Origin of the sequence: Methanosarcina sp. A14, from assembly GCF_001729375.1 — an archaeon.
In the GTDB taxonomy this organism is placed as follows: domain Archaea; phylum Halobacteriota; class Methanosarcinia; order Methanosarcinales; family Methanosarcinaceae; genus Methanosarcina; species Methanosarcina barkeri.
Map to the genome: position 1 here is coordinate 1 of NZ_LZPK01000005.1, position 14,852 is coordinate 14,852.

Consider the following 14,852-nt stretch of genomic DNA (forward strand, 5'->3'; position numbering starts at 1 on the left):
TGGAATATCCTGGTTTGAAAGTGCTATGAAAATTAGAAGAGTGGCAGTGACAGAATACTTAAGGAATCCCCAATACACGTTAAATTAATTCAAATATTTGAAAGTTTGGAAAAAACAATATGCTAGGAGCCAACTGCGTAACTCCTAAGTCTGTAAACTCCAATTTTTAGTTTTTATAATAAGTTTATCTATTTCATTAGTCAAAGATTTATTATTTTCATTAATTCCTGAACACTTCTCTTGATTTCGAGTCTGTATTGTATTTCAGACCATTTCATTATATTTTATAGTTTCCATATATTTTCGAGCGCTCTATATAATCTATAGATCTATATATGACTATTTTTGGTATAGTCATATTCTTTACTTCAGGGTTAGCGGTTTTAAATCTTCAATCTGAAGGTAACAGAGGCAAACTCTAAGAGAACAAATCTTTTCCGTTATTCAAGCTAACGTAAAGTTTTTATTCGAATATGCCTTTTCGGAACTTTAACAATAATTATTAAAAAAGAGTTTCAAAAGCAAGAAGGATTGAGGGAAAATCTGGAGAAAAATGCTTGAAAAGATTATTGATTATCTGCTTATACTATTGATTATCTGTTTATACTTTTCAAGGTTTATTTGCGCCTACGATCTTGGTTTTCATAAAGAGACTTTTCAAAGAAGTTCTTAAAACGAAATTTTGAATTAACAGCATTGAGCATTTAGCAGTATAGGTTATTTAACAATAAAAACTATTTAATATAGAACAACAGAGGAAGATCTTTTTCAAGTTTCAAGCCCATGAAATTCCTGATCTCTTAGTTCTTTTTTCCTGATATTATCTCTGAGCAGGTCCAGCACCTCTTCATCCGAAACATCGTACCATCTTTCGTAAGCCTGGGCAACAGCCCTGAAATAGGCAGGAATCTCAAGCACCAGAAGCTCATCTACTATTTTCTGAAGCTCTTCTGCGACCTCTCTTCCTGCTACAGGCACTGCAACAACTATTTTTCCAGCCTTTCTGTTTTTACAAAGCTCAATGGCTGCCCGCATTGTAGAGCCCATTGCAATGCCGTCATCAATAAGAATTACAGTTCTTCCTGCAAGCTCAGGCAGGGGATTTCCTCCTCTAAGGGCTTTTATCCGCCTTTCAATCTCAGCGATTTGCTCCTGTTTTATCCGTTCAATTGTTTCCCCTGAAAGCCAGTAATGTGCGTTTTCTAAAATAAACATGCTCCCATTCTCGGCTATTGCCCCGAATCCGGCTTCAGGATTGTCCGGGAAAGGCATTTTCCTTGCAATAATGAGAGATAAATCGGCATTCAGCTTCGCTGCAACCTGCAGTCCAACTTCCACTCCCCCGCGTGGAATAGCAAGAATAATAGGATATTCAGTCCTGTATTTCTCAAGAGCTTTTGCAAGCTTTTCCCCTGCATCTTTACGGTTTTTGAACATGTTTCCACCTTATATTCAAAAATTATGCCTCTTTTCCGTACAAATGTTAAAATCAAAATATCCTCATAGGCCGCCTGTGAATTTCTACTGAAGAGCCTGAAGGAAGACTGGTTTCTGGTAAACAAAGTTCCAAAACTTTGTTTGCAACATCTTCAGGCTTGAGAACCGGTTCATTTGAAAAAAGCGAGCGGTACATGTCGGTATCCACACCTGCAGGACAGACTGCATATACCTGAAGCCCACCTCCAACTTCGTAAGCAAGAGACTCTGTAAAACCAATTGCTGCAAATTTTGAAGCGCAGTATATCGAAAGCTTTGGTATGCCATGCTTTCCTTCCCCTGAAGATATATTTACAATCCTGCCTTCTCCCCGTTTAAGCAGATAGGGAAGAGCGTACTTTGTGCAGAAAAACATGCCTTTCACGTTTGTATCCATAATCTCATTATATTCTTCGGTTGAAGTCTCCACAAGATATTTCCTGTATGCTACTCCTGCATCGTTTACGAGAATGTCAATTTTTCCAAAAGCGTTTACTGCCTTTGAAACCATGTCAATGACTTCCTCTTCTTTTCTAATGTCGGTCTTTACCGCAAGAGCTTTTCTACCTTCCCTTTCCACCAACCTGGCAGTTTCTCTAATTTCTCTTTCGGTTCTAGCGACAATTACAATATTGGCTCCTTCTCTTGCCAGTGACAGGCAGATAGCCCTTCCAATTCCTCTTCCCCCACCGGTTACAATGGCTGTCTGGCCTTTCAATCTCATAGCAGTCACTCTACAGTCATTTAATTAATTATTAAGCAGGATAAGGATATAATTTTGGAAGCAATATTTCTGAACTGCAATCAAGAACTCTCTCTTAAAAGGAAAGGGGATTCCGGCAAAAGAATGCAAGAAGACCTGGCAAAAAGATAATGTATATATTATAAATCTGCCAGAGCCACCTGCTACAAAGTCTGTCAGTTACCTAATAGAAGTCTGCCAGAGCTACCTATTAGAAGTCTAACAGAACTATCTACTACAAACTTTCTGAAATTATTGCCCAGAATTGCCGGAAGTCTACCCTTTAAGTTTCAGCCATTAAAGCTGGGGGACTGGAAGAGCCTGTATCTCGATTATCTTCCCGGATGTAACTTTTGAATCAGGCGAAGCAAGTTCCAGCACCTTTTCTGCGATGTGCTCTGGTTTGAGTGAAGGTCTGTCCGAAAAGAGTGACCTGTACATATCCGTATCCACACCGCCCGGGCAGATTGCATAGACTTTTATTTCTCCTTCCAGCTCGGCAGCAACGGACTTTGTTATGCCGTTTACTCCAAACTTCGAAGCACAGTATACAGATAAATCCGGAAGCCCGTGTAATCCTCCTACTGAGGATATATTGATGATTTTCCCATTATTGCTCTCTCTGATGTATGGAATCGCATACTTTGTGCAGAGAAAAACTCCTTTTAAGTTGGTATCCATCATTTTTTCGTACTCTTCCAGGGTGGTATCTTCCAGCTTCTTTTTGTAGGCCACACCTGCGTTGTTGATAAGAATATCAAGCCTGCCGCATTTGTCAATTGTCATTGAAATCAGGCGTCTTACGTCCTCCTCATTCTGCACGTCAGCCTGGACAGCCATGGCTTTACTGCCCATTGCTTTTAATTTATTTACCATCTCTTTGATTTTACTCTCATTCCTTGCTGCAATAACGACGTTTGCTCCCTCTTTTGCCAGAGCAAGGCAGATAGCTTTTCCTATCCCTTTGCTCCCCCCGGTTACAAGAGCTGTTTGACCTGCTAAACTCATTACTATCCCCTTTATCGGTTTATTTTTATCTAATTGTTTTTTATTAAATAAAAGATAAAACGGATAAAAAAAGGGATATATTTTTGGAAATTAAGTTTCTGAAAAGAAGTTATTCTCGTGAGAATGAACTTTTTGTTACTCTCAATTTCTTCGGTTGTCAGCCTCTTATGATTGTTGAGATTCAAATATTCATTATATTACTTTTGAAAGTTGGAAAATAGTAATGGCAGCGAAGATGAGACCTTAATTACCCTATACCTTTTTTTGGCTAGATAGCTATGATCTCTCACAAATTAGTACAAAATTAATAATTATCTTATTGTTAATTTTTGTCGTCTTGAAGGTAGTTGTTTTGAAAGCATTACCAATGACGACTGTAACAAAAACACTTTAAAAAGATTAGAAAAACCTGGAAGCTTTTTTGTTCCTCTTACCTATCCCCCGACAAAGTAACCCAAAAAATATTCCCTCAATATATTCTTTGGATTAAAATATCTTCCAGGCAATTCTTTACTCACATACCATCCAGTCGTTTCCCCTTTGTGTTGACCTCTTTGTTTTGACCCCTTTGTTTTTGTCTTAGTGGTCTATCCACTCCGTTTTTATCCGTTTGTTTGGGTTTGTTCTCTTATTCTCATGAGGTTGGATCTGTTCTCTTATTCTCGTGGGGTTCCAAGCTATAATTATTCCCAAACTTATTTAAAATAAATTATATGAAAAATTGGTTCCAAGCAAATAATATTCACGCATAAAATGTTTTTTTAGCAAACAACATTTGAATATTAATTATTATTTTTTAGGTTCTGTATTTTTTCTTCACTGCAAAACACAGAATTTTTTACTTATGCACAGGTTCTGTATCAAAAACTATGTATAAACGATAGAAGGAAGCTCTGAATATGAAATTATAAATTTTACAGAGAAAACTGAAATAATGGAAGGAAAAAGTGTGTAAAGACGTTTTTCGAAGAAAAAGGGCTTTTTGACGGATAAGCCCGTTACTGCTCAGTTGTTACGAATGATAATGAAACAAAATTGTACGAGAAAGTATTCAAGCAATAGAAGAGGTGACCAAGTATTCAAGCGGACATCAGATGGCTTCGGCTTGGGATGTGATCATCCTGGCAACCTCGGCCCGACAATTTCCACATAGTTCCCATCATCTTGTGCAAGCCACAAAATTCCGTGCAATAAAATTGTTTTAAGCACGTCAGCAGGCATAACTAGCATGTCATTTGAGAGTCACCTATCTGGGTAGTCATACTTACACTTCTTGCCTTTTATACCTCTGAAAGTAAGTCGATTCCTGTGATTTCTTGCCTCCGTTTGCACGTAAAAATCCGGTTTTTGTGAAAGTTGACAGGGATGAAACAAAAGGAGAAGAATTAAGCTGAGATCACTGAAAATTGCCATAACGTATTATGGAATTGTTGATGTGCTATTTGATCTTATAAGCTGCAGACAAGAACAATCTGCAGCCCATAAGGAGATCTGTCCGGGGTATCAGTGTATCGATTGAGAAAGAGGTTACTTCCGAGACGAAGCTTTTTTGTTGAAAATAAGAGTTGTATGGATCCTGGAATATTTTTTTGAATCGAATCACTTGATACCTCCAAAATATAAATAAACCAAATTTGTTATATAGTTTTTGGATATATTCTATATATTTTGATTTTTGCTATTGAGAAATATAATAGCATTGATGCAATAATTGTGTAAATTTTACTCATAAAACTAATCGGAATCACTGACAAGTGGCTCAAGGTGTAATAGAGTTAGGTGGTCAGAAGAAGCAAAAGGCACTCGTAGTCTGGAGAAAAAACATATTTTTAATATACTCGTCGATGTTTGCGGAAATCAGAGGATCGTGACGAGAGCAATATTGTATTAGTGTCAAATTACTTATATTTTATATTGAGCTTGTTTATAATTACTTAACTGGCTCTACAAACTTATTCTAAAATTCTACTCAAAAACAAGATGTAAGTCGGCGGGAAAGAACAACTCCGCCAACGGGTTTGTGAGGGGCAGGGAAAGAATAAGACCTGCCCCTTATGATTACAGACCAAACTTCATTATTTGGATTTTTCATCTTTCTCTGGTGTTTCTTTTTTCTTATTTGTAAATTGATGTTGTTGTTTACTGCCAAGTGCTACATCCTTCTCTACTCTTTTCCCTGTACCAGAAAAATGACTTCCTCCATCTGCCATAATAGTTCTCCTTATTTCAATATACTTAACAGAAGAATAAAGTAAACTATTAACACAAGTACACTTATCATAAACAATAAGTATGATCTGTTTAACCATTTAGCAATTTGCTCATTTTGGTCGCGATTTTTGACAATATTGCCTGTAATATCCTCGGTCATCTTTTTATAGATTTCCTTTTTTGCTGGTTTATTTTCTACACAATATTTAGTAAAATCGTCGGCTTTCAAAAACCACCAATCTCTAACATTGAGAGCAATTAACCCACACAAAATAGATGATGTAAAAAATACTAATATTAAGAAAATTAAAATAAGTAGAAATGTAGCAGAGAATATTTTCTCTTTAGTTACGGCATCTGCCGATGCTATTAATGTAGATAGAGAAGCCACAGTTAAACTAAAAATTACACCCACAAACCCAACGATACCAGTCGCCTTATTTTCAATATCACGAGTTTTTTGCCATTCGGTGTTACACATATCAACTACTGACTCATATATTAGCTTCTCACATTCTTCGTCACTTTGATTAATATCACTTTGAGATTTTATACACATCATTTTAGTCCTGAGAGTTGGTGTGTTACAGATGTTATAGCAAACATTACTAACAATAAATTTAATATGTAAAATAGTATTTAACTTATATCATAATTTGCATTAGATTTATTAAAAAGTCACTGTCATCCAGTTGAAGTTAAAAGCGATGAGAGAAGAACATGAGTACATTGAAAGAACAAGAGTTTCCTATAACAGATCCTAGTTTAAATGAGATTCATTATAATAATGTTCCAAAAAGTTCTAGGGTTTTCATAAGTTACAGTCACGATTCTAATAAACATAAAAAAAGTGTGTTGCTGCTTTCAAACCGCTTGCGTAGAGAAGGAATCGATTGTAATATCGATCAGTACGAAACCTCTCCTCCTGAAGGATGGTTTTGTTGGATGAGCAATCAAATTGAAGAAGCTGATTTTGTTCTTATCGTCTGTACGGAAAATTATGAAAAGCGATTTAAAGGAAAAGATGAAGTTGGAAAAGGTATGGGTGCAAAGTGGGAAGGTGCAATTATAACACAAGAACTATACTACTCCGGAGCTAACAATAAGTGTATTCCTATTGTGTTTTCTCCTCAAGATTCAGAATATATTCCTTCTATTCTTAAAAGTGCCACCTATTATGTGCTTAACATGGAGGAAATTAATGATGAAATTTATGATGAACTCTATGCCCGTCTTACATACCAAAAACTTGTCATAAAGCCAGACATTGGGAAATTAAGACCTATAACATCAAAATATTGCTCAGCATCCGTAAGCACACAAAAGAAAAAAGGAGGTATAGTCGAGAGTCATCAGAAACCTATGATTGGGGAATTAAGAAAAATAACTACTGAGCCTCAGAGTTCAAAGATTCATGAAACTTTCACCAGCCCTTCTACAGGCATGGAATTTGTTTTGATCCCTGCAGGCGAATTTATGATGGGATCAATGAAAGTTGCAGCTGGAAAACCTGTTCATAAAGTTACAATTAAGAATTCTTTTTACATGGGGATATATCCTGTAACTCAGAAGCAATGGACTGCTATAATGAATAATAATCCTTCTCACGTCAAAGGTAATGACCTACCTGTAGAACATGTGTCATGGAATGATGCACAAGAGTTCATCAAAAAACTGAATGAAAATGAAGACACTGATAAGTATCGTCTTCCTTCCGAAGCTGAGTGGGAGTACGCCTGCAGATCTGGTACACAAACAAAATATTATTTTGGAGATGACGCGTCAGAACTTAGGAATTATGCTTGGTATTGTAGGAACTCAAGGGATACAACACATCCAGTTGCTCAAAAAATGCCAAATTTTTGGGGTCTTTATGATATGCATGGGAATATCTGGGAGTGGGTTCAGGATAGTCGTCGTTCTAATTATGTTGGTGCACCATCAGATGGCAGCGCATGGGAAGATGGCGATAACTCAGTACGTATCTTAAGAGGAGGTAATTATGTTAGTGGAGACTTTGTATGTCAGTCAGCGTACTCAGATCTAGCAGCCGCCGAATCTGGATTTTGTGCAGGTTTTCGTGTTTTGAGGAAAATGTAACTTATATTACAACCATATTTTTGGGTCTGTGACTAGCTAGGTAATTCCCCTAGGTTCGTGCAGGTACAGGATACATGCAATCGCAGCTATTTCATAGCATTTTACCATACCAATACAGAATTTGAAAAGGAAAATAAGAAAAGCAAATGTTTAGAGGTTAACCTTGAATTGATAATTATCAAAATTTTTGTAGACATCGTATACTTCTTCTGCTAATGTGTTAATATCGAGCTGATCTCAAAACTCTAAATTTCCTTCTATTATATCAAATTTGGAATAATCACTCAATCCTCTGACAATGAGCACACTTATGAACTTTTTATTGGCGTGGAAATAAAATTGGTTTTGAGATGGGCTCTTACATAATCATTCCAATATATCAAAATAGAATTGGAATTTACTCAGTGTCTAACTTTTTGCGTTGCCTGCTGTTGCAGCGGGTGTTGAACTTTCAAATGATTTTGAATCTGCGAAATCATTTCTGGATACAACATTAAATCTTATCTGCAGGGTTATATTCAGTGACGAGATAATTTTAGGAATATAACCACAAGCGCCAGAATACCAGTTAATAAACTGAAAGCTGGTGCAGATGCTGGTGAAGATAAATTTTCTGAAGATGGCTTTTTTGAAGTGGATTGATTTTCGGATGCAGGCTGCTCAGAAGTAGGAGTTTCGCCTTGGTAATGTTCGTTGGAGATATAAGGATAAGCTACTGTGAATTCACCTTGAACCAGAGGTTTATCTTCACCGACATTATGTATTTGATACCAAATATTCACAGGCATTGTTCCACCTTCCCATTCTCCAGTTGGTTTTAGTGTCCATTCGTAAGTATATGTTCCAGGATCTAAGGATTCAAAATATAACTTTTTATCAAACTCTGAAGGACCAGTTATAACTTCATAAGGTGTTCCCACCCTTAAACTACAAATTTTTACAAATAATATCGATGTCTGGTTTAATTTTAGATCAATTTTTATTTTAAACGGTTCTCCTATCTTCAGTGTAGGTTTAACTACTTCTTTTCCCGGTAAAAGCTGATCATTATAGTAAACATCTATAGTACCATATTGAGAACCTGCTGAAACTATATTTGTCAACAAAAGAAGTACCATTCCAAGTATAAAAATTCTAAATTTCATGATTATTCACCAAATTGTGCAACAAGAGTTTCATATCCAGCTGATTTTTCAGTAGAACCACCTGTTTTATCTCCAACTCCTTTTGGACCAGGCCCAACTATAGTAGTAGAGTACCCAACAAATTGAAATGTTAGTGGAACGTTATCTCCAATGTATTTTCCATTGTGTAAGATTGAATCATCTTTTCTGATGTACATCTGTCCTTTATGCCCAAAGTAAGGTTTAGGAATAACTTCATTATCGTTATCGTTGACTTTAAATTCGTTATACATTCCAACTGCCTCATATGACCACACATTAACCGTAAAAATCCAGTGTGGCGGCAATACTGGCAACCCGCAGGGAACAGCTGCCATCGTCCCATCCAGTTTTTTTGAAATTTTGTCTTCTATTTCACCGGAATACTTGTCAGCAGTTTCATTTGCCAAGTTTTTCAGCTCATTATCGATTTTCCCAAAACCGGCATCAATAACTTCACCTTTGTTTATTGTAACTGCACAGACCCCATTTGCAACTCCTATTTTGATGTCAGTATCCACCCTATTCAGAATAGCTTCAAGCTCATCAGGTTCAACAGGAGGGTTTGAATTTCGAATTTCCGTTTTCATTATAGAAGCAAGTTCAACTGCCAGTTCATCCGTTGTAGATTTTTCGAGAATTTCATTGTCCGAAAGCCCGTTAAGGTAAGTTGTCGTGACTTCCCTGATTCGACTATCCTCTATGCAGTCGGAAATAACAGGGTTTGAGCTAACCTCTTGAACTACATTTTCAAGAATCTGAGACCTCATTTCCTGTGCATACATGTGTTTCAGGTTGTAAACTTCCGTGTCAAGACAAGTTGTATCCAGCGAAATATTCTGCTCGCTGAGGTTCTGTTCAAGCAGGAAAACTTCTGCGTTCAGGTTGGAAATACTCTGGCTGATCTGCTGTGCCATTTCAGTTTTTACGTACTCATCGCTTGAGGCGATAATATCTCCAATTTCCTCGGAAATGCCGGTTGTGAAAATGCAGGTGTTCCGGACACCCAGGGGATAAATCGTTTTTCCGCTCATGGTGTCAGCCCATTCGTATTCCTCTCTAAGGTCAAAATCAGGATCATGGTATAGATAGTTCGGTTTCTGGTCAACGATCAGGGTCAGGTTTTCTGTCCAGTTGTATTTGCTTTCCGGCTGGCCGGTGACGGTCATTGTTGAGATTATACCCATGTCCTCCCCCAGAGCCGAAGCTGCCTTCTCGATTGCAGGATTGTTAAAAAGGGTCATAGGGCCTGAGGTCACGCTGTCAAGCAGACCGGTATCAAGGCCTTTTTTCTCCAGGGCCTTGAGAACATAGGAGTTGAGGTCAGAATCCAGTTTACGGTTTTTCTGGTCAATATCTTCAAGCAGCTTGCTGTACGCTTCATTTTTTGCAATGTACCGGGCCGAGTCACTTGAAGCGTACATTGTTCCTGAAGGCGTAAGGTACTGTTTTTTATTTACGTAAGCTTCCCGGTCTTTTTCCAGTTCCATAATAAGTTTTTCCGCAGTTTCCACCTGAAGGGCTGTTGGGTTCTGGCCAGGAGAATCAAGAAGAGAATAATTGAAGGACGGATTGTCCTTTTTCACCGAATCCAGCATTTCCAGCACTTCTTCTGCCATAATTCGGTGCAGCCAGAGTGGAATATCGCAATTAACAGCATTCTTGGGCAAATATTTTCCATCAGGATAGGCCCAGAACATGCTTTCTATTGTCCTTAAATCCACATACGCATCCTTGTATTTGTCGGCAGCGTCGGAACAGCATGGGTCAAACCTTTCGGTTTTAGTTGTGCTGTTGTCTATGATGCTGTTTTTGCTGTTGTCTTTGCTGTTGTCTGTACCGTTATCTACATCTTCGGCACTGCCTATGCTGTCTGTGTTGTTCAAATAGAGAGTTGTTTCCCGGTATTCCCGCTCTATCGGATCAGAATAAGTCAACAAACCGGAATAGCCGCCTGTTGGAGGACATTTATGGTAGATTATTGTTAGGTTTTCAGATTCGGTTTCGGCATGGGAAAGTGATACAATATTGTTTTTGCCTACAGCTTGGGAATTCGAGTCGCTTGCCGTATCAGAATGCGTCACAGTTGTATAATTTCCGTCAGGTAGCTTTTCCCTGGTTTTCCATCTATAGGTATAATCGTAATCATAGTCTATTTTCCAATTTGTCCTTATTTTGTAGGATATATCGTACCTGATTCTCCAATCAAAAATGTGGTCTTCCTTATCCAGGTAGCCTTCACTTCGGTTTTCGACCATAAGAGTATCATTACTTACATAGGAGAAATGAGGTTCAATGTTCACATCGGTTATATCAGCCGAGGTCAGGCTGACAGACGTCGATGTGACCGACCAGCTGGTTACATCTCCTTTAGGAGGGTCAATTGAAGGGTTTAAGGATTCGAAGTAAGAAATTTGGGTTGGATAGCTCCAGGAATAAGAAGGCACAAGAGATCCCCTGTGTGTTCCTGATGCATAATATCTTGAATCCCAGCTAATGGTTTGCCTGCTGAACGAAACTGATTCCGGGTCAAAATTTGTAGTGATTAGAGAGCTCATCGTGTCTGGAGAATCAAAGCCGTCTCTCAGGATCTGTCCCTGGACTGATGCGGTATAAACGCTGTCCGTGACCGAATGGATTAGATCAGGATTTTCCTCTGCCCACGCGTGGTCGTTGAAGACCCAGCCGTCAAGAACTTCGTCGGTATAATCGGAGGCTGAAAGTTCGATTTTCGAACTTTCGGAGAGATCTTCAAAAGAGGTATTTGTCGTTTTAAGGGATTCATCTATACTTTTTTCAATATCCAGAGAGAAGGATTTATTCTGGGCAAGTGAGTCGTAAGTTGTTGTCAGGTTTACGCCTCTATTCACTTCGTAAGCCGAAACTGAGGTATTAAGATTGGTAGAGTTACTAAGAACGGTAGAGTTCAGGCTGGAGTTCGAGCTTAAACCTGTTTTCTCGCTTCTGGAATTGAAAATGTCTTTGTAGAGGACTTTTCCATTATAGTAGCTTGTGTAGGTAAGGGTCAGAGGGTCAACCGAATCAAAAATCCTCTTCTGGGTATAAAGTGTAGCCCCGTTAATCGAGCTTGAAAGGGCAGGATTTGTCAGGATATTGAGAGGGCCGTTTGCATAATGCTGCCAGGGGCCGTAGATAAAAGTCCTCAGGTTTGTTGCTCCCAGCACTAAATTTGATGTCGAGTCAAGCCTCGAAGTGTTTCCAAGCTCTGTTTCGTACTCCCTGACAAGCTCTTCGAGAAGAGGCTCTCTTGACGTGATCAGTGTGGAAAGCTTCATACTGCTATTGAAACTTTCTCCTGATTCAAGGTTAACAAGGGTATAGTTCAGGGAAGGAATTTCAAAAACATAATAAATAGTGTAATTTTTGTCAGTAGATGAAACGCCAGCAGGTGAAATGTCAGCAGGTGAAATGTCAGCAGGTGAAATGTCAGTAGATGAAATGCCAGCAGGTGAGATTTCACGTTGCAGAGTTCCGGTTACTTTTCTTATTTTTATCTGTTCTGGTTCGATATCAGGTTCCACATTAATTGCGTATTCCCTGAAAGTGTGGCTGTTTCCCTGATAGTTTGTAGAAAGCAGCGTGTTAAAAGCGTCTGCTGTGATATCTTTTATCGGGCTTACTTCAATTACGAACCAGTCAGAGGCTTTGAGTTCGTCCCCGTAATAAAGTTCGATTGAGGCATATCCCGAGGCTGCAGAATCCGGAATTTTCACGGCTTCCTCAAGTGAAACTTTTTGGAAAAAGCCGGTTGCCTGGCCGTAGTTCACACTCTTGATTTCGCGGCCTGAAGAGTCAGTGACAATTAGCAAAATATCCCGGTTTTTCCATAGGGATTCGATCTTGCCCCAGATATCGGAAGGCAGGTTTATAGAAATCTGAAGTGTGTCCTCCCGTTCGATGTTCTGGTTTTTTGGGATTACCATAAAACCATCTTCCGAAAACCTGCTAACGGCATTGCCTTCAGGCAGTATTACAGGGTGTTCTCCCTGCCATTCAAGGGCTTCCATTCCTGCATAATTGAGGCAGCGAGCAAGGTCGAACGAGGCAAGGTTGATGGCATCCTGCCTGGGATCATTATTTTCGGTCGTATAAATGGTCTCAGCGACTTTGCTATCTATTCTCATAAGATATACTGAAGTAAAGGTAGCAGCAAGCAAAATGAAAATTCCGATCACGGCATAGGGTATATAGGCACAGCTATCCTCAATGAAATATGAAAAATCATTAGAGAATTTCCCGACCATCACCCTATCCCCAAAAACAGGAATATAAACGTAAATCAACTAATAAGCCAGTCAAATGCAAAAAATATTAAAGAGTTCTCTCAATAAATACTTTACTTTTAAGCGGAAAAAACACTGGTGTCAAAAATAAAAAATTGAATCTAGCTAAAAATGGAAATATATCAAAATAAGTTAGAAATCTCAAAATTAATAGGTACAAAATAAAGCAAAAATGAAGAACCAGTAATAAAAAAACTAAATAATATAAAATAAAGGAAACTGGAATTGTATGGAATCAGTATTTTTATTTTTGTTCTTAGTTTTTCCAGTGCTGTTAATAAGCTGTTAATAATTTAATATTTCTTTTACTTCTCCTTTAGTTTTGTTTTAACTATTCTGTAACAGGCAACTTAATATATCATTTAACTCAAAACAAATATTTTAAGAATTTTCCTTGAGATTAGAGTCGATATGTATATATTTTAAGGAAATTACTTTGTCTGTTAAAGCACGAAATTCAAAATATTTGCCAAGCGATTTAAAAACACAACACAAAAATTTAAAAAGCTTTAAATAAGAAATCAATTAAGAGTTAAATGAAAAATTTAAAGAGGTCTAAATTAAAAATTTAATTAAAAATTAAGAAAGAATTAAGTGATAAATTAATAAAGAGTTTAGTTAGAAATTAAGAAAGAATTAAGTGAAAAATTAATAAAGAGTTTAGTTAGAAATTATGAAAGAGTTTAGCTAGAAATTAAGAATGAATTAAGTGAAAAAAAGTAAAGTGAAAAAACGCTGATCTCAATGACAGACAAAGGAAGTATGAGAGAAAAAACCCTCAAAATAGAGAAGTTTGCAGGATACCTTCTGCCAGTGGTTATATTTTCCCTGGCTTTGTGGACTCTGGACAGACAGATACGTCACTTGCAATCGATGTATGTACTCAGAAGTATTACCAGCATTCCACTGAGCCATATAGAACTTGCGTTCTTTTTAACTTTCTTGAGTTATCTTACTTTAACAGGTTATGATTACTTGGCAGTTCGTCATATTAATCACCCTATGCCTTATAAGCAGACTGTCAGTGCTTCTTTTATCAGTACGTCCATAAGTTATAGTGTTGGTTTTAACGTCCTGACAGGAAGTTCCCTGAGATACAGGTTGTACTCAAGAAACGGGCTGAACCTGCGCCAGATCTGGGAAATTATTATTTTCTGCATACTCACCTTCTGGGTTGGGTTTTGCTTTGTAGGCGGTTTGCTTTTCACATTCTATCCTGTGAAACTGTCGGATTACGTACCCGAGATCCCTATCCCGTTAAACCTTATTGGAATTCTTTTACTGCTAAGTGTTGCTATTTATTTCATTTTCTCGTTCAGGAGATTGAATTTTAGGGCAAAAGGATACCAGATCAGGGTCCCTGAACCGAGAATAGCGTTCTTGCAGCTTGGCTTATCGTCAGTAGATTACCTGCTTTCGGGAAGCATTATCTATTTCCTTTTGCCTTCAAATCCACATCTTACCCTGCTTCATGTCCTTGTGTTCTTTGCGCTGGCGCAGATTATAGGGCTGATAAGTACTGTCCCGGGCGGGCTTGGGGTTTTTGAAACCCTTATGCTGTTTATGCTGGAACCGTATTTCGGCACGGTCGATATAATTAAACCGCTTCTTCTTTTCAGGACAATTTACTATTTCGTACCATTCCTTATTGGGTTGCTGGCTCTTATGTTCTATGAATATCAAGAGAGAGACGAATTCCTGAGGAAAATTGAGAAAGCCACGTATTCAAGCCTATCCGAACTAACACCTCAGGTCTTTTCGATTCTTGTTTTCCTTGGAGGAGTTTCCCTTCTCTTTTCCGGAGCTCTACCTTCAGATCCAAGGTACCTGCATGACCTTAATTACATT

General features: G+C 38.0%; 9 protein-coding genes. 2 read left to right on the top strand and 7 right to left on the bottom strand.

All coding sequences use genetic code 11. The annotated features are described in order from the left end of the window. Nucleotides 1-768: 768 nt before the first annotated feature. The 5 genes from A9239_RS00180 to A9239_RS00195 form a co-directional block, all read right to left on the bottom strand. A complete protein-coding gene (locus A9239_RS00180) occupies nucleotides 769-1,437 on the bottom strand; it encodes a phosphoribosyltransferase (RefSeq protein WP_048116861.1) in 669 nt (222 codons plus the stop codon). Nucleotides 1,438-1,489: 52 nt separating this feature from the next. After that, on the bottom strand, nucleotides 1,490-2,200 hold the full coding sequence (locus A9239_RS00185; protein ID WP_048155742.1) for an SDR family NAD(P)-dependent oxidoreductase: 711 nt from the start codon (nucleotides 2,198-2,200) through the stop codon (nucleotides 1,490-1,492). A gap of 315 nt (nucleotides 2,201-2,515) precedes the next feature. Then, nucleotides 2,516-3,226, bottom strand: a complete 711-nt coding sequence (locus A9239_RS00190; protein ID WP_048155739.1) for an SDR family NAD(P)-dependent oxidoreductase — start codon at nucleotides 3,224-3,226, stop codon at nucleotides 2,516-2,518. Between the two features lie 2,075 nt (nucleotides 3,227-5,301). Next, nucleotides 5,302-5,436, bottom strand: coding sequence for a hypothetical protein (locus tag A9239_RS19990; RefSeq protein ID WP_255361871.1), 135 nt, complete (start codon nucleotides 5,434-5,436; stop codon nucleotides 5,302-5,304). Nucleotides 5,437-5,447: 11 nt separating this feature from the next. Then, nucleotides 5,448-5,999, bottom strand: a complete 552-nt coding sequence (locus tag A9239_RS00195) for a hypothetical protein (RefSeq protein WP_141706314.1) — start codon at nucleotides 5,997-5,999, stop codon at nucleotides 5,448-5,450. A gap of 158 nt (nucleotides 6,000-6,157) precedes the next feature. On the opposite strand from A9239_RS00195, the gene A9239_RS00200 reads away from it, so the two are divergent. Continuing rightward, nucleotides 6,158-7,537 (top strand): SUMF1/EgtB/PvdO family nonheme iron enzyme, encoded by a 1,380-nt coding sequence (locus A9239_RS00200; protein WP_052712850.1) that lies wholly within the window; start codon nucleotides 6,158-6,160, stop codon nucleotides 7,535-7,537. 518 nt (nucleotides 7,538-8,055) lie between these two features. On the opposite strand, the gene A9239_RS00205 is transcribed toward A9239_RS00200, so the two are convergent. Together A9239_RS00205 and A9239_RS00210 are read right to left on the bottom strand one after the other, a co-directional pair. Continuing rightward, nucleotides 8,056-8,682 carry a sarcinarray family MAST domain-containing protein gene (locus A9239_RS00205; RefSeq protein WP_048155735.1) on the bottom strand — a complete coding sequence of 209 codons (627 nt, stop codon included), beginning with the start codon at nucleotides 8,680-8,682 and terminating at the stop codon, nucleotides 8,056-8,058. A 2-nt stretch (nucleotides 8,683-8,684) separates the two neighbouring features. After that, complete coding sequence (locus A9239_RS00210) at nucleotides 8,685-12,965, bottom strand: hypothetical protein (protein ID WP_048155731.1); 4,281 nt, start codon at nucleotides 12,963-12,965, stop codon at nucleotides 8,685-8,687. A 783-nt stretch (nucleotides 12,966-13,748) separates the two neighbouring features. Here A9239_RS00210 and A9239_RS00215 point away from each other — a divergent pair. Next, nucleotides 13,749-14,852, top strand: a 1,104-nt coding sequence (locus A9239_RS00215; protein WP_141706315.1) for a lysylphosphatidylglycerol synthase domain-containing protein, incomplete at its 3' end; no start/stop codon positions are given.

What these genes read in the sequence shown, in the direction of transcription:
- A9239_RS00180 (WP_048116861.1), bottom strand. Translation starts at nt 1,437, where the DNA reads ATGTTCAAAAACCGTAAAGATGCAGGGGAAAAGCTTGCAAAAGCTCTT.
- A9239_RS00185 (WP_048155742.1), bottom strand. Translation starts at nt 2,200, where the DNA reads ATGAGATTGAAAGGCCAGACAGCCATTGTAACCGGTGGGGGAAGAGGA.
- A9239_RS19990 (WP_255361871.1), bottom strand. Translation starts at nt 5,436, where the DNA reads ATGGCAGATGGAGGAAGTCATTTTTCTGGTACAGGGAAAAGAGTAGAG.
- A9239_RS00200 (WP_052712850.1), top strand. Translation starts at nt 6,158, where the DNA reads ATGAGTACATTGAAAGAACAAGAGTTTCCTATAACAGATCCTAGTTTA.
- A9239_RS00195 (WP_141706314.1), bottom strand. Translation starts at nt 5,999, where the DNA reads ATGATGTGTATAAAATCTCAAAGTGATATTAATCAAAGTGACGAAGAA.
- A9239_RS00210 (WP_048155731.1), bottom strand. Translation starts at nt 12,965, where the DNA reads ATGGTCGGGAAATTCTCTAATGATTTTTCATATTTCATTGAGGATAGC.
- A9239_RS00205 (WP_048155735.1), bottom strand. Translation starts at nt 8,682, where the DNA reads ATGAAATTTAGAATTTTTATACTTGGAATGGTACTTCTTTTGTTGACA.
- A9239_RS00190 (WP_048155739.1), bottom strand. Translation starts at nt 3,226, where the DNA reads ATGAGTTTAGCAGGTCAAACAGCTCTTGTAACCGGGGGGAGCAAAGGG.